The sequence below is a fragment of the Plantactinospora mayteni genome (assembly GCF_016862935.1).
In the GTDB taxonomy this organism is placed as follows: Bacteria; Actinomycetota; Actinomycetes; order Mycobacteriales; family Micromonosporaceae; genus Plantactinospora; species Plantactinospora mayteni.
The window spans coordinates 108,368-123,067 of record NZ_BONX01000053.1; the positions used below are offsets into that span (position 1 = coordinate 108,368).

At 70.6% G+C, this 14,700-nt stretch carries 13 protein-coding genes and 1 pseudogene; 6 read left to right on the plus strand and 8 right to left on the minus strand.

Annotation, left to right across the window (positions count from 1 at the left end):
- Nucleotides 1–32 precede the first annotated feature (32 nt).
- Complete coding sequence (locus tag Pma05_RS34785; protein ID WP_239313722.1) at nucleotides 33–1,145, minus strand: pyridoxal-phosphate dependent enzyme; 1,113 nt, start codon at nucleotides 1,143–1,145, stop codon at nucleotides 33–35.
- Between the two features lie 266 nt (nucleotides 1,146–1,411).
- Between Pma05_RS34785 and Pma05_RS34790 the strand changes: the two genes are divergently transcribed.
- A complete protein-coding gene (locus tag Pma05_RS34790; protein WP_203861763.1) occupies nucleotides 1,412–2,635 on the plus strand; it encodes an ATP-grasp domain-containing protein in 1,224 nt (407 codons plus the stop codon).
- Nucleotides 2,636–2,748: 113 nt separating this feature from the next.
- Here Pma05_RS34790 and Pma05_RS34795 read toward each other — a convergent pair whose 3' ends face one another.
- On the minus strand, nucleotides 2,749–3,534 hold the full coding sequence (locus tag Pma05_RS34795) for a class I SAM-dependent methyltransferase (RefSeq protein WP_203861764.1): 786 nt from the start codon (nucleotides 3,532–3,534) through the stop codon (nucleotides 2,749–2,751).
- 98 nt (nucleotides 3,535–3,632) lie between these two features.
- On the opposite strand from Pma05_RS34795, the gene Pma05_RS34800 reads away from it, so the two are divergent.
- From Pma05_RS34800 to Pma05_RS34815, 4 genes are all read left to right on the plus strand, one after another.
- Nucleotides 3,633–4,643, plus strand: coding sequence for an enolase C-terminal domain-like protein (locus tag Pma05_RS34800; protein ID WP_203861765.1), 1,011 nt, complete (start codon nucleotides 3,633–3,635; stop codon nucleotides 4,641–4,643).
- Nucleotides 4,644–4,710: 67 nt separating this feature from the next.
- Nucleotides 4,711–5,433, plus strand: a complete 723-nt coding sequence (locus Pma05_RS34805; protein ID WP_203861766.1) for a class I SAM-dependent methyltransferase — start codon at nucleotides 4,711–4,713, stop codon at nucleotides 5,431–5,433.
- A complete protein-coding gene (locus tag Pma05_RS34810; protein ID WP_203861767.1) occupies nucleotides 5,430–6,611 on the plus strand; it encodes an MFS transporter in 1,182 nt (393 codons plus the stop codon). Before Pma05_RS34805 ends, Pma05_RS34810 begins: the two co-directional genes overlap by 4 nt.
- On the plus strand, nucleotides 6,608–7,765 hold the full coding sequence (locus tag Pma05_RS34815) for an acyl-CoA dehydrogenase family protein (RefSeq protein ID WP_203861768.1): 1,158 nt from the start codon (nucleotides 6,608–6,610) through the stop codon (nucleotides 7,763–7,765). The genes Pma05_RS34810 and Pma05_RS34815 overlap by 4 nt, the downstream gene beginning before the upstream one ends.
- A gap of 113 nt (nucleotides 7,766–7,878) precedes the next feature.
- On the opposite strand, the gene Pma05_RS34820 is transcribed toward Pma05_RS34815, so the two are convergent.
- A complete protein-coding gene (locus Pma05_RS34820) occupies nucleotides 7,879–9,423 on the minus strand; it encodes an alpha/beta hydrolase (protein ID WP_203861769.1) in 1,545 nt (514 codons plus the stop codon).
- A gap of 122 nt (nucleotides 9,424–9,545) precedes the next feature.
- Nucleotides 9,546–9,794 (minus strand): hypothetical protein, encoded by a 249-nt coding sequence (locus tag Pma05_RS34825; RefSeq protein WP_203861807.1) that lies wholly within the window; start codon nucleotides 9,792–9,794, stop codon nucleotides 9,546–9,548.
- Here Pma05_RS34825 and Pma05_RS34830 point away from each other — a divergent pair.
- Nucleotides 9,759–10,581: pseudogene (locus Pma05_RS34830) on the plus strand (IS5 family transposase). The gene Pma05_RS34825 and the pseudogene Pma05_RS34830 overlap by 36 nt on opposite strands.
- A gap of 37 nt (nucleotides 10,582–10,618) precedes the next feature.
- Here the strand turns inward: Pma05_RS34830 and Pma05_RS34835 are convergent.
- From Pma05_RS34835 to Pma05_RS34850, 4 genes are all read right to left on the minus strand, one after another.
- Nucleotides 10,619–11,608, minus strand: a complete 990-nt coding sequence (locus tag Pma05_RS34835) for a sugar-binding transcriptional regulator (protein ID WP_239313724.1) — start codon at nucleotides 11,606–11,608, stop codon at nucleotides 10,619–10,621.
- A gap of 119 nt (nucleotides 11,609–11,727) precedes the next feature.
- A complete protein-coding gene (locus Pma05_RS34840; RefSeq protein WP_239313726.1) occupies nucleotides 11,728–12,681 on the minus strand; it encodes a transketolase family protein in 954 nt (317 codons plus the stop codon).
- On the minus strand, nucleotides 12,678–13,625 hold the full coding sequence (locus Pma05_RS34845) for a transketolase (RefSeq protein WP_239313729.1): 948 nt from the start codon (nucleotides 13,623–13,625) through the stop codon (nucleotides 12,678–12,680). The genes Pma05_RS34840 and Pma05_RS34845 overlap by 4 nt, the downstream gene beginning before the upstream one ends.
- The gene (locus Pma05_RS34850; RefSeq protein ID WP_203861770.1) at nucleotides 13,622–14,614 is read right to left on the minus strand and encodes a TIM barrel protein; all 993 of its coding nucleotides are present in this window, start codon (nucleotides 14,612–14,614) and stop codon (nucleotides 13,622–13,624) included. The genes Pma05_RS34845 and Pma05_RS34850 overlap by 4 nt, the downstream gene beginning before the upstream one ends.
- Between the last annotated feature and the right edge of the window lie 86 nt (nucleotides 14,615–14,700).

Sequence of the window (14,700 nt, forward strand, 5' to 3'; positions counted from 1 at the left end):
CTTGCATCTGCGCCGCCCGAGCTGGCGATCTCTCAGCACCCGTCGGTCATGAGACCGGGTGCCGGGCATGTCCGCGGAGAGGGTCGTGACGCGGGGAGGCGGGGCCCGGGGTGTTCCGGGTGGGTTCGCTGGTCCCAGGCCATGGTCGACCACGGTGGCGCCAGATCTCCGAGGGTGCCGATCTCGGCGGGTTTCAGCGCGGCCCGGTCCAGCGCATCCCGGTGCCGGGTGAAGACCCTGTCCACGTATCGGTGCCCGGTGTCGGCGCCGATGACGAGATGCTCGCGTCCGGGGTGACGCTGCGCCTCCCACGCCGCTACCAGGAACGCCGCACCGGTGGACAGGCCGGCGAAGACGGCGTGCGCACGCATCAGGTCGATCGCGCCGGCCATGGCGTAGTGGAACGTCAGCCAGTGCAACTGGTCGTAGAGGTCGGGGCGGACGTTGTCGAAGGGGATGGCACTGCCGATGCCGGCGATGATGGCCTCGGGGTCCTGGAAGCGTTCGCTGCCGAAGCTGACGCTGCCGAACGGCTGGACCCCGACCAGCCTGGCCGACGGATCGTGCCGGCGTAGCGGCTGGATCAGGCCGGCGCTCGACGCCCCGGTGCCGACGCTGGCCACCACGGTCAGGGGCCTGTCGGGCAGCGCGATGTGCACCAGGCCGGCCAGTTCGGCGTACCCGAGGTAGTGGATGGGGTCGTGGTACTGGCGCATCCAGTGCATGCCGGGGTTGGCGCGCAGCAACTGGCGGATCCGCGCGACCCTGCGGTCCTGATCGAGGCGCAGGTCGGACTCGGCCGGCATCTGGTCCACCGTCGCACCGAGGATCTCGAGCTGTGACCGGATCGTCGGTGTCACGGTGGTCGAGGCGACGATGTGACAGCGGAGATCGTAGCGGTGACAGACCATGGCCAGAGCCAGTGCGTAGATGCCGCTCGAACTGTCGATGACGGTGTCTCCCGGCCGCACGGTGCCGTCGGCGAGCAGCGCCCGGACCGCGCCGAGAGCGGCGTAGATCTTCAGTGTCTCGAACCGGACGAGCACCATGTTCTCCGACAGGCGGATGAGGCTGGGCGCTCTGACGGCGTCGGTGACATGACCGTGGACGGTCGCGGAGACGTCGGGCGGGACCATGAACGGCATGGGCGGTCGTCCCTCGTGTCGTGCCGCGGGGCGGGGCGGCAGGGCGGCGGGTGTGCGAGGCCAGCCATCTCCGTCGATGTGCTGGCCCCTCGGGTAGGTCGCACCCACGGCCGGGTTAGTTCCGGCCGGTACGTCACCGCGATACGCCGGGCCAGGTTCTGAATCCTGGTCGCCAGGTCCCGTGGCCGGCCCTGTGCACGATCGAGATCTACAGTGGACGCCGATCCGACGGGAACTTTCCGGCCCGCCCGCCCGACATATTCACCGTGACCATTGCGTGCCTCGAGATGCTCTCCTTCGGCCTCGCCCACCTCGCCAGGGCCGCCCACTCCTCGGGCGAGCGGCTGGCGCTGCTGACCGGTGTCGAGCCGCTCTACCTCCACGAACTGGCCACGCTGCCGCCCGGCACGATCGACGTCGTACCGGTCGACACGCACGACCGGCAGGCGGTCACCGAAGCCCTGCACGCGATCGACGACCTGCACGGCCTGATCAGCTCGACGGACACCTGGGGAGTGACCGGCGCCGAACTCGCCGCCGAGTTCGGTCTGCCCGGCATCGACCCGACGGTGATCCGGCTGGTACGCGACAAGGCCCGCGTCCGCGAGCTGCTGCACCAGAAGAGCCTGAGCCGGGTCCTGCCCTTCCCGGTGGACGACGCGGCCACGCTGAGCCTCGATCGGCTCGCGTCGGCCGTCGGGCTGCCCGCCGTCGTCAAGGACACGGCCGGCACGAGCAGCGCGAACGTGTGGCTCGTCCGCGACGCCGAGGACCTCGTCCGACTCCGCCGCGAGGCCGCCGACGCGGCGTTGTTCGGGAGCCTGTTCGCCGAGCCGTTCCTGGCCGGACCCGTCTACAGCGCCGAGACCGTGACCTGGGCCGGGCAGACCCGGCTGCTGGGCCTGTCGAGCCGCCTCATGTCGGCCCAGCCCTGGTTCCGGGAGGACGTGACGGCGTTCCCCGTGGCGCTGCCACCCGGCGAACTCCGCGAGATCGAGGTGTGGCTCGGCGAGGTACTGGCGGTCCTCGGGTACACCGACCGGTTCGCCCACATCGAAATCGCCATGACCACCGACGGGCCGCAGTTGATCGAGGTGAACCCCCGGATCGGCGGCGCGCTGGTCGGTGAGTCGATGTGCCGCGCACTCGGGGTCAACGTCTACGCCGGCCTCGTCGACCTCGCGCTCGGCCGCCGCCCCCGCCTGCTCGACGCCGCCCTGCCCGGCGGTCCGGCGGTGGCGTTCGTCCTGGCCTACCCGGACCGGGCCGGTGAACTCGTCGCCGTGCACGGGGTCGACGACCTCGACCGCTATCCGGGCCGGCCGTGCTGGTATCCGACCAAGGCGATCGGCACCCGAGTCGCGTACGTCACCGACGGGCGTGGCTACGCGGGCATCGTGCTCGCCGAAGGCCCGACCGCGGAGATCGCCACGCACCGTGCCGTCGCCGCGGCGGGCGCCGTCCACCTCCACACCCGGCCGTCGTGCTAGAGGCTGTCTCGCGGATCTCTGGCGGGCTGCGGCGGGCCCAGACGGCGCCCGGCGGCGTTGGAGGTTCGCCCGGAAACAACACCGGCATCCGGACGAACCTCCGCCTTGCCGGATCACCGCCTGGGCTCCGCCTCGCTCCACCGAGATCCACGAGACAGCCCCTCGCCACGTCGGCCGCGCACGATCAGCCGCCGGGCGTGGTTGTCGAACGGCTCCGCGTCGAAGCCGCCGAAGCAGTCGACGTCGGCGAAGCCCGCCTCCCGGAGCATCGCCTTGAGTTCGGCGGCGCTGTAGAGCGTGTGCTCGATGACGGCCGTGCGTGCCCGACCGTCCCGGACCAGGAGGAAGTCGTCCCGGAACCGGGTCCAGTCGTCGAGGACCGTGCCGCGCACGAGCAGGGTGCCGCCGTCGACGTCGACGACCTTCGGTTCGTGGCCATCCCGGGCCGCGATCTCCTTGCCGTACAGGTCGACGAGCATCCGGCCGCCGGGCTTGAGACTGGTCAGCACGTTGCGCAGCACCCGCATGTTCTGGTCGTGGTCGGCGAACAACCCGAACGACGTGTACATGCTGATCGCGAGGTCGTACCGGTCCGGCTCGACGAACTCACGCATGTCCGCCCGGACGAGCCGGACGCCGACGCCGGCGGCGTCGGCGTCCGTCGCGGCCCGATCGAGCAGCGCCGCGCTGAGGTCCACGCCGGTTACCGTGGCGCCCCGGCGGGCCAGCGGAATCGAGTACGTCCCCGGCCCGCACCCCAGGTCCAGTACGGCGGCCCCGGCCGGCAGGCGCAGCAGCGGAGACGCGGCCACCCGCGCCTCGGCCTCGGCGGCACGCTCGGCGGAGAACATCACCTCCGTGAACCCGGTCCACAGCGCCTCGTCCTCGAACCACTCCATCACCACTCCATCCGCCGCCGTTGACGTCCGCCGTGTCCAACAGTCGCCACCAGGCCCGGTCTGGTTCCGGCGAGCCGCACGATCGGGAGGATCCGCCCATGGAACTGTCCGTCCGCCGCGAGACGCTGCGGCTCGTCGAGGTGGTGCGAAGCTCTCGGGGCGAGATCGACTCCGTTGGGACCTGCACGGTCACCCTGACGCACGACGGAATCACCGCCTACGGCGAAGGCACACCGACCGGGTACGACGGCGTCACCGCGGACGACGTCGTGACGGCCGTCGAAGCCGGGGGAGCGGCGGTACTCGGACGGGATCTGCGGGACCCGGAGGCCGTCCTCGACCGGATCGACCGGTGGGACGCACCGGCGGGCGCCCGGATGGCACTCGACGGCGCCGTACACGACTGGATCGGCAAGGCCGCCGGGCAGCCGACCTGGAAGCTGTCCGGGGCGGCCCGGACGCTCGGGCCGACCGTCTACACGATCTCGATGGCCGGCCCCGAGGAGGCGGCGAGCGCGGTCCGGAACGCGCCGGCGGTGGGCGCCTTCAAGGTGAAGGTCGGCGGCCCCGGCGACATCGAGTCCCTCGAAGCGATCCGGGCGGTGACCGCGCTGCCGGTCCGGATCGACGCCAACGAGGCGTGGGACCTGGCGACCGCCCAGGCGCTCACCCCTCGCCTGCGGCGGCTCGGCATCCAGTTGATCGAGCAGCCGTTCCCGGTGACCGCGATCGACGACTACCGCCGCTACCGGGAGGTGCCCGACCGGCTGCCGGTCTTCCTCGACGAGGGGTGCACCGACGAGGCGAGCGTGCTGGCCGCCGGGTCGTACGCCGACGGCTTGGTGGTGAAGCTGTGCAAGGCCGGCGGGATCCGCGGCGCCCGGCGGGTGATGGAGGCCGGTCGACGGGCCGGCCTCGGGACCATGATCAGCTGTATGTGCGAATCGGAGCTCGCCATCAGCCAGGCCGCGCAGCTCGCACCGCTGGCCGACCACATCGACCTCGACGGCCACCTGTACCTGCGGGAGCCGCCGTTCCGGGGGCTCGGTCTCCAGGACGGCCGGATCGTGTTGGGCGACGCACCCGGTCTGGGCGTCGTGCCGTCCTGAGGAACTTTTCCGGTCGTCGATGCGACATGTTGACAGGACGCGGGACACCGCAGGACGGGAGGTCACAATGAGCTGGTACGAGGATCTGTCCCTGTGGTCCGGTTTCTCGGACGTGCTCTTCTCCGCCGAGCGGGCGCGACACGCCGCCGACCTGGTGGCCACCTCGCCGCTGCTGGCGTTCCCGCCGGGAAGCCGCGTGCTCGACCAGTGCTGCGGTGTCGGCTTCTTCTCGGCGCCGCTGGCTCGCCGGGGCCACCGGGTGACCGGTGTGGACATCCATCGCGAGCTGCTCGAACGAGCCGAGGCCGAGTCCGAGGGGTCGTTCGTCCGCGCGGACGTGCGCGAGTATGTGTCACCGGACGCGTTCGACGTGGTGCTGAACATGTACACGTCGTTCGGGTACTTCGACGAGCACGACGACAACGTCCAGGTCTTGCGCAACGCCTACCGCTCGCTGGTACCCGGTGGGGAGTTGATCGTGGATCTCCTGAGCAAGGAGATCTACGCCTCCTGGGTGGGGCCACCGAAGATCGTCGACGTGCCCGGCGGCATGGTGGTCATGCGCGACACGATCCTGGACGACTGGACCCGCTATCGCACCGACTGGACGCTGGTCCGCGGGAACACGGCCGAGCACACCGCGCTCACCTGCTGGGTCTACAGTGCTGCCGAGTTGAAGGACATGTTCAGCCGGGCCGGGTTCGAGAAGGTCCAGTGCTTCGGCAACTTCGACGGCGGGCCGTACGACGGGGAGGCCACCCGACTGATCGTCCGGGGAACCAGGGCGTGACAGGCATTCGCTCGTTCACCCGGGTGCAACTCGCGCTGCTCGGAAGCGGGTTCCTCGTCAACCTGATCAACTTCTCCGTGTACCCGTACCTGGCGATCCTGCTCCGCGACCGGATGGAGCTGGGCATGGACCAGGTGGGTGTCATCCTCGGGCTCGCGACGTTCGTGCAGTTCGCCGGCGGGCTGCCGGGCGCGGCCCTCGCCGAGCGACTCGGCCTCCAGCGGTGCCTGCTGGCCGCGATGCTGCTACAGACGCTCGGCTCGCTGGGCTTCCTCGCCGGCGGCGCCTGGCCGGCGCTGACGATCGCCGCGCTGTTCCTGCGATCGGCGGCCTCGGCGGTCTACTCGCCCAGCGTTCGAGGCTATACGGTTCTCGGCGCGACCCCGGACGAGCGGCCACGGCTGGTCTCCGCGAGCTATGCCACGGGCAAGGTCGGCATCGCGCTCGGGCCGGTGGCGGGCGCGCTGTTCATCCACGACCCGGCCGCGATGTTCGCCGTCGCCACCGCGCTGCACGTGGCGATGACGATCGGGCACGCCCACCTGCCAAAGGAACAGCGGGACGACCAGCAGGTGGTCGAGCCGCTGCGCCGGGCGCTGCACGGCACGGCGGTACTGCCGTTCGCCGTGACCGCCCTGACCCTCTACCTGCACATGCACTTCTACCAGTACCTGTCGTCGTACGCGCAGGGCCGGGTGCCGCCCGTGTTCTACGGGTCGGCGATGATGGCCTATTCGCTGATCCTGGCCGTGATCCAGCCGCTGATCTCCAAATGGGTCGAGCGGATGCGGTACCCGCACGCGATGGCCCTCGGCTTCGGCGGCCAAGCCGTCGGCATGCTCGCGTTCATCGGTGGGAACGAGATCGCGATCGCCGTCGGAATCCTCGCCATCGGTGCGGGCAACTCGGTGCTCTTCCTCAAGAACGTCCTCGAGGCGCTCGCCCGTACGAAGAGATCTCCCACGGTCGTCTTCGGTCAGCAGCGGCTCGCAGAAGGCGCCGGCGCGTTCCTCAGCGGTATCGCGGGTGGTGGCCTCTACCACCTGTTCGAGTCCGCTGGGAACCTTCCCGGATTCTGGCTGGCCATCGCCGCCCAATGCCTGTTGCTGCCGCCGATCGTGCTCCTCGCGGACCGCATGCTCCGTCGTCCCACACTCGAACCGGCAGGTGTGTCATGAACCCGGCAGAGGCGATCACCACCGCCCACTCCATCGCCGAGCGGCTCCGCGCGGACGCCGTCGAGCGGGACCACGCCAACCGGCCACCGCAGGCCGAGATCGAGCTGCTCCGCGACAGCGGCCTGCTCGCCCTCGACCCCGACGACCACCCGAGCACACACGCCGTCACTCGAATCGTGGCGGCCACCGACGCCTCGATCGGTCACCTCCTCGGCTATCACTACCTTCATCTGTGGCGGGCCTCGCTCTACGACAACACCGAGCTGGCGACCTCGCTGCGTCAGGAGGCCGCCACCGGTCGGGTGTTCGTGGCTGCCGTCAGCAACCAACGCGACACCATCACGGCGACCATGACCGGCGACGGGCTCACCGTGTCCGGCCGGGGCGCGTTCGCCACCGGCTGCGCGGTCGCGGACCGCCTGCTCGTGAGCGCGATCCGTGACGACCACACGGCGCGCCTGGTCGTCGTCACACCCGGTGCCGGCGGCGGAGTCTCGCACCCGCCGGACTGGGACAACCTGGGCCAGCGGCTGACGGCGAGCGGAAGCATCGCCTTCGACGACGTCCGGCTCGTCCGAGGCGACGTGCTGGGCACGTTTCCAGCCGACGAAGAGGAGTCCAGCCCTCGCCGCCTGCGCCTGTCCCTCGTGTCGCTGGCCTTCCAGGCGACGCTCACGCAGGTACTCGTCGGCATCGCAGCCGGCGCGATCGACGAGGCCGCCAGGTACACGCGCGAGAGTTCGCGCCCGTGGCCCGCGAGCGGACTGGAGCAGGCCGTCGACGACCCGTACGTCCTCGCGGGTTACGGGGAACTCGCCGCGACCCTGGGTGCGGCCCGCCTGCTGGCCGACGACGCGACCCGCGCCCTCGCCGAGGCCGACAGCCGCGGTCTCGCCCTGACCTCGACCGAGCGCGGCCGGGCGGCGCTGACCGTCTCCGCCGCGAAAGTCGTGTCCACCCGGCTGGCGGCCGAGGCGACGAGCCGGATCTTCGAGTTCACCGGCGCACGCGCAACGACCCGCAGGGCCGGCCTCGACCGGTTCTGGCGCGACGCCCGCACGCTCACCCTGCACGATCCCGTCGTGTACAAGGCCCGGGAACTCGGCGCCTTCCTCCTCACCGGCCGGTATCCACCCTTGACCGCATACAGCTGACCCGGGTCTGGTCGCGGTTGGTCGGTTCGAGTGCTGAACGCTGGCGGCGTTCCACTCATCTGCCGGAGCCCGAGTCGGCGGCGGCGTCGTCCGTGCTGAGGTTTCAAACGCTGTCACAGCCAGGGGCCGGGGCGCCAGCCGGGTGCGGCGGACCGGGCTCCGGCGGCCGGTACGTCCTCCGGCGACGGGCCCGGACAGAACCGGTCCTGGGCTGGAAGCCGACCGCTGACCAGGAATGTGGTGGTGATGGCGTCGGTGCACGGCCCGGACCGGATGCCGTAGATGCCGTGGCCACCGGCGTCGACGGTGATGAACGCGGCCCGGTCGCCGAGGGCTTGGCGCAGGCCGTAACCGTTGCGCCAGGATGTTGCCGGGTCGCGCAGGTTTTGCAGGATCAGCACGTTGCGCGGGCCCCGGTCGGTCACCGTGACGGGCGGCTCGACCGGTCGGTGCGGCCAGAACGCGCACGGCCAGACGTTGGCCGGCATGCCGGCCGTCGCCGGGTGGGCGCGGCGGCTGGCGGCGGAGTTGCGCGCGTACCGGCCCGTGTCCCGCGACCAGCTCACGTCGCCGCAGACGATCGCGTACAGCACGGCGACGGCGTTGTCCACTGCCGGCTCGGCGAGCCTGGTCGGGGTGACGGTCTCGGTGCTGGGCGAGCCGGTCGGGTCGGCGAACGCCTGCCAGAACTCCGCGAGATCACCGAATGTCCGGTCGTCGTAGAGCGCGCCGCGGGTCTGTTCGCGGAAGACGTTGCCGTTGACGGTGAACCCGGGCAGCTCGACCGGCGAGCGGTCCAGCCGCTCGGCGGTTTGGTAGTAGGTGCGTTCGACCTCGCCCGGCGTGGCGCCGAGGTGGTAGACGTCGTCGCGGGCCGCGGCCCACTTGGTGAAGTCGGGCAACCGCAGCGCGACCGCCTCACCCCAACTGCGCCAGACGTCGTACCAGACCTGGGTTGGGTCGACCGCGCTGTCCAGCACGATCCGGTCGGTACGCTGCGGGAACAGCGAGACGTAGACCGCGCCCAGGTACGAGCCGTAGGAGTACCCGAGGTATGAGATCTTCGGCTCCCCGAGCGCGGCGCGGATGCGGTCCATGTCGCGCGCGGTGTTGGCGGTGGTGATGTGCGGAAGCAGGTCGCCGACGGTTGCGGCGCAGCTCTGCGCGGTGGCTCGGGCGTAGGCGATGTTCCGGTCGATCGTGCCGTCCGGTGCCGGGTACGGCAGGGGCAGGTCGATCGGTGTGGTCTCCGGAATGCCGCAACTGATCGGCGTGCTGCGGCCGACGCCCCGCGGGTCGAACCCGATCAGGTCGTAGCGGTCGAGAACGTCGGTGGGCAGGGTAGCGGCCAGGTACAGCGGCAGAGCCAGGCCGCTGCCACCCGGACCGCCCGGGTTGAGCAGCATGATCCCCCGACGCTTACCGGGGTCGGCCGCCTTGAGCCGGGAGACGGCGATGGTGATCGTCTTGCCTTGCGGGGCCCGGTAGTCGCGCGGCACGGCCAGGTCGGCGCACTCCAGGCGGGAGTCGGGGATGTCGGCGCACGCCCCCCAGGGCAGGCCGGGCCCAGATTGTCCGGGGTGGGCCTGTCCGGCGGCGGCAGGCGCGAGCGCCATGAGGACGGCGACGACGACGGTCGGTGCGAGTACCCGTTTCATCGGAATACCTCCATCGGTCGATGGTCTCGCATCCCCGCCACCGAGAGGGTCCCGCACGGCGTGCGGGACCCTCCGGACGGTGCTGACGCCGACCGCGGACGCCGCGGAGCGTCATGCCGCCGTCACCTCACCGGGTACGTGATGTTCGGCCGGGGCGGCGTGCTCATTCCGGCGCCGAGGAAGTAGTCGACGTGATGCGACTGCATGTAGCCCTCGGCGCCGTCCTCGCCGGCCACCTGGAGCGCATCTGACGGATCTTCTCGGTCGTTGTGCTGGGCGTGGCTGGTGATCTGACTGATGACGAGTGGGCTCGGCTGGAGCCGTTGCTGCCTTCCATGGCACCTCAGCGGGGTGGCCGATGGCGCGATCACCGTCAGGTGCTCAACGGGATCCTGTGGCGGATCGACAACGGCGCGAAGTGGCACCAGGTCCCGGACCGGTCGGCCCCTACAAGACCTGCTACCACCGGTTCGCGCAGTGGGAAGCCGACGGCACCTGGGACCGAATCCTGCAACACCTGCAGGCCGAGGCCGACGCCGCTGGTGACCTGGACTGGCGCGGGCAGATCGATTCCACCATCGTTCGTGCCCACCAACACGCCGCTGGCGCTCGCAAAGGGGGCTCACCGCGCAGGACTCCCGCACGGTCCAGGGCCTCGGCAGGTCACGAGGCGGGCTGACCACCAAGGTGCACCTGCTGGCCGAAGGCCGGGGCCGAGCCCTGGTCAAGCGGGTCACGCCCGGCCAGGCGGCCGACACCAAAGAGCTGGTGGCGCTGGTCGACGCGGTCGCGGTGCCCAGACCCGGCCGGGTGGGACGACACCGCAAGAGACTGGATCACCTCACCGCCGACAAAGCGTACGGTTCCAAGGCCAACCGGCGGTCGCTACGCGCCAGGGGTATCCCGCACACGATCCCGGAGCGGAAGGATGTGCGAGCCAGCCGCGCCCGTAAGGGTTCCCGAGGCGGCCGGCCTCCGAACTTCAACGCGGAACGATACAAGGACCGAAACCAGGTCGAGCGTGCCTTCAACCGACTCAAGCAGTTCCGGGCGGTCGCGACCCGCTACGACAAGTTGAAAAGCCGTTACGAGGTAACGGTCACCATCGCCTCGATCCTCGTCTGGCTCCGAGCGAAACGCGACCGCAAGTCACCATGATCCGTCAGACGCGCTCTAGACCGAATGGCGTAGTCGGTCAGCCGGCGTCGAGGAGTTGGGTAGCGACGGCGTGGTCGGTGATGAGCACGTTGGCGCGTTTTCCGAGCAGTGCGCCGCGGATGGCGGCGGTCTTTTCTGGTCCGCCGGCCACAGCGATCCGTCTCGGGATGGCCTGGAGTTCCTCCGGGCTGATGCCGAGGATCCGGTCGTCGAGTGGGGTGCGTACGGCTTGCCCGTTGACGTCGAAGAAGCGGAGGCAGACGTCGCCGATCGCGCCACCGGCTCGGAGCGCCTCCCGGTCGGGGTCGGCGATCGCGTTGCCGCTCTCCCGGAGTAGCGGCGAGGGGTCGAGGCTGCCGATCCCGACGAGCGCCATGGTCAGTTTCGGCCAGGTCCGGATGACCTCGGCCACGGTGTGGTCCTGGAGCAGGGTGTCGCGGGCGGCCTCGGTGCCGAGCATGGCGGGTGCGGGCATGAAGAGCGGTTCGGCTCCGGTCATCGCGGCGAACCCGCTGATGAGGCGGTTGGCGCGGACCTGCACACGGGGGTTGCCGACCCCGCCGACGATCTGGACGACCTGGTCGACGACGCGGGTGCGGGCCGGCCGCATCCGTTCGACGGCGGCGAGGAGGCTGGCGCTCCACGAGGAGATGCCGACGTTGTCGCCGCCGGTGAGGGTCGTCTCCAGGTAGTCGGCTGCCGCGGCGCCGAGGGCCGGAAGCAGGTCGTCGGTGCCGGACGCCTCGACCACGACCGCTTCGCGCAGCCCGTACCTTCTTTCGAGCGCTTCCTCAAGATCGGTGTGCACGCCGACGGGCAGGGACACGATGGTGCGGACGATGCCGATGTCAGTGGCGCGTTTGAGCAGGCGGGACACGCGGGCCTGGGAAATGTGCAGTTCGTCGGCGATGGTGGTCTGCCGCATGTTGCGCTCGTGGTACATGCGGGCGACCTTGGCCACGAGGCGGATCTGGTCGTCGGTGTACGCCGACCGTCGCGTCGCGCCGATGCTGCTGTCGTCGACCACTGCCTGGTCACGCCTCCGCGTAGTTCTTCGTGGTTGGCTAAGTATTCCTACTCCCGATGGTAGCGCCAGCGCGCGGCGCGCGGGTTGGTACTGTCTCCGCCCCGCGCGCCGTGGCGACCTCAGCGACCCAGCGCCAAGCGCGCGGCGTCGACGATGCCGCCGGGGGAGATGCGGAAGTGCTCCAGCAGCCACCGGGCCGAGCCGGTCGGCGCGAAGACGTCGGGTACGCCGACGAAGCGGACCGGGACGGGGTGGTGCTGCACGACGGTCTCGGCGACCGCTCCGCCGAGCCCGCCGGTGGTGAGTGCCTCCTCGACGGTGACGATGGCGCCGGTCTCGCGGGCGGCGGCGACCACGGCGTCGACGTCGAGGGGCTTGACCGTGGGCATGGACAGCACGCGGGCTTGGATGCCGAGGTCGGCGAGGTCGTGAGCGGCGTCCAGCGCGGGGGCCACCACGGTGCCGTTGGCGATGATGGTGACGTCGGTGCCGTCGCGGAGCAGGGCCGCCCGGCCGGCCTCGAAGCGGTACCCGGTGGGGTTGACCTCGGGTACGCCCATCCGGCTGACCCGCACGAAGACCGGCCCCGGATGGCTGGCCGCCCATCGGATGGCTTGCGCGGTCTCGTCGGGATCGCTGGGCACGATCACGGTGAGGTTCGGGATGGCCCGCAGCCAGGCCAGGTCTTCGATGGAGTGGTGGGTGGGTCCCAGTTCGCCGTATGCCATGCCGGGGCTCATGCCGCACAGCTTGAGATTGTGGTTGGAGTAGGCGGCGTCGACCTTGATCTGCTCCAGCGCACGGGCAGTCAGGAAGCAGGAGGCGGCCGACACGAACGGGATCTTCCCGCCGTTGGCGAGCCCGGCGGCGACGCCGACCATGTCCTGTTCGGCGATGCCGACGTTGATCAGCCGGTCGGGGAAGCGGTTCCTGAACTCGCCGAGCTTGCTGGAGCCGACGGAGTCGTTGACGACCGCGACCACCCGTGGGTCGGCCTGGGCCAGCTCGATCAGCGTCGCGGCGTACGCGTCGCGGCAGTCGTGCAGGACCTGGTCGGTGGTGCCGGTGCTCACGGGGTCTCCAACTCGGCGAGGGCTGCGGCCACCTGGTCGGCGTCGGGCACCTTGTGGTGCCAGGCGACGTTGTCGCTCATGAAGGAGACGGGGTGGCCTTTGACGGTGTGCGCGATGACGAAGGTGGGCTTGCCGGCGACCGGCGTACGGGTGAGGACGTCGAGCAGCGCGCCGTGGTCGTGCCCGTCGACCTCCAGCGTGTGCCAGCCGAACGCGCGCGTCTTCTCGGCCAGGGATTCCAGGTCGTTGGTCTCGGCGACCCGGGCGCCCTGTTGCAGCCGGTTGCGGTCGACGATGGCGGTGAGGTGTTCCAACCGGTGGTGGGCGCCGGCCATCAACGCCTCCCAGTTGGAGCCTTCCTGCAACTCACCATCGCCGAGGACGACGAACGTACGCCGACGCGACCCGTCGAGCTTGCCCGCCAGGGCGGTACCCACCGCGATCGGCAGGCCGTGCCCGAGCGGGCCGGTGTTGGCTTCCACCCCAGGCACCTTCTTGCGATCGGGATGCCCGTTGAGCTTGGACAGCGGCTGCATGAACGTGTCGAGTGCGGCGGGGTCGAGCAGCCCGGCGGCGGCCAGCGTCGCGTAGAGGGCACCGGCCGCGTGGCCCTTGGACAGGATGAGCCGGTCGCGCTCGGGGTCGTCGAGCCGATCGGCGGAGATGTCCAGGACGTGCAGGTAGAGCGTGGCGAGCACGTCGATGACGGAGAACTCGCCGCCGACGTGGCCGAGTCCGGCCGAGTGGATCATGGCGATGTCGCGGCGCCGAATCAGTCGCGCGCCGTCGCGGATGTGCGCGACGATCGCCTCCCTGCCGGCCTCCACATCGATACGGCCGAGGACCGGCAGGGACGTGCCTGCGGCGTCGGCGACGGCCGTGGAGGTGGCCGTGGACGTGGCCGTGGAGGTGGTGCCGGGCGCGGCGATCGGCCCGGCGCTCACCTGTCCACCGCCATCGAACTCAGCAGGGCGTCCTGCACCAGCCGCTGCGCGCCCAGCGCGTCCTGGCGGTGTTGCGCCTCGCGCAGGGCGGGGATGTCGAGCAGGTCCAGGCCCCGGTGGACGGCCTTGAGGAACCGGATGGAGAGTCGGGCCGCCTCGACGCTGTCCTCCCGGAAGGGGAACTGGTCGAGCTGCCAGACGCCTTCCCAGTCGTTGATCCGCAGGGTGTAGAAGAACTCGAAGATCTCGGTGAGGTGGACCGTGCCGACGACCAGGTCGTCGTCCCAGCCGCGCAGGTTGTCGTTGACGTCCATGCCGAAGAGCCGGCCGTGGTCGATGAGCAACTGCGCGGCGTCGGCCGGCGATTCGCCGCCGTAGAGGGAGTGGCCGAAGTCGAGCAGGACGCCGACGTTGTCCAGCCCGATCTGCTGCACGCCGAGCAGCGAGCGCGCGGCGGAGTCCCAGGTCATGTGTACCCGCGGCTCGCGCGGCTTGTACTCGATGGCGAACCGCAGGTCGGGATGGGCGCCGGCGAGCTCGCGCATGCCGTTGACGGCGAGCGCCCACAGTTCCCGGTGGTTGACCTGGAACGGATAGTCCCAGCCGTCCTGACCGGGCCAGATCTTGACGTAGTCGGCGCCGAGCTCGCGGACCACACCGGCGGCCTCGTGCATCAGGTCGAGGGCGGCGGCGCGGACGGCCGGATCGGGATTGGTGAACGCGCCCCGTCGGAACCGGCGCAGGTAGATCTCCGGGGTGATGCCGATCGCGGCGAGGCCGGCGGCGGCGAGCGCGTCCTTGACCTCGGACAGGCCCACACCGGGGGTGAAGGGGTAGTTGAGGTCGACCACGGAGAGTTCTCCGACCTCGCCGGCGCGGGCGATCGCGTCCAGGGTCGTGATGGCGGGTCCGTAGCCGTCGACGGCGTACCGGTCGACGTAGCTGGCGAAGTGCCACAGTCCGGCACCGAACTTCGGCTCACTAGGCATATTTATTCAACTCCGAAATGTGATTCAATTCGAGCGTACCAGAACCCGGTGGGGGCGCAAGATTGTGTCCGGCGCCCCCGCTCGGG

Coding starts and splice junctions, on each gene's coding strand:
- Pma05_RS34785 (WP_239313722.1), bottom strand. CDS start 1,145: ATGCCGTTCATGGTCCCGCCCGACGTCTCCGCGACCGTCCACGGTCAT.
- Pma05_RS34795 (WP_203861764.1), bottom strand. CDS start 3,534: ATGGAGTGGTTCGAGGACGAGGCGCTGTGGACCGGGTTCACGGAGGTG.
- Pma05_RS34800 (WP_203861765.1), top strand. CDS start 3,633: ATGGAACTGTCCGTCCGCCGCGAGACGCTGCGGCTCGTCGAGGTGGTG.
- Pma05_RS34805 (WP_203861766.1), top strand. CDS start 4,711: ATGAGCTGGTACGAGGATCTGTCCCTGTGGTCCGGTTTCTCGGACGTG.
- Pma05_RS34815 (WP_203861768.1), top strand. CDS start 6,608: ATGAACCCGGCAGAGGCGATCACCACCGCCCACTCCATCGCCGAGCGG.
- Pma05_RS34820 (WP_203861769.1), bottom strand. CDS start 9,423: ATGAAACGGGTACTCGCACCGACCGTCGTCGTCGCCGTCCTCATGGCG.
- Pma05_RS34850 (WP_203861770.1), bottom strand. CDS start 14,614: ATGCCTAGTGAGCCGAAGTTCGGTGCCGGACTGTGGCACTTCGCCAGC.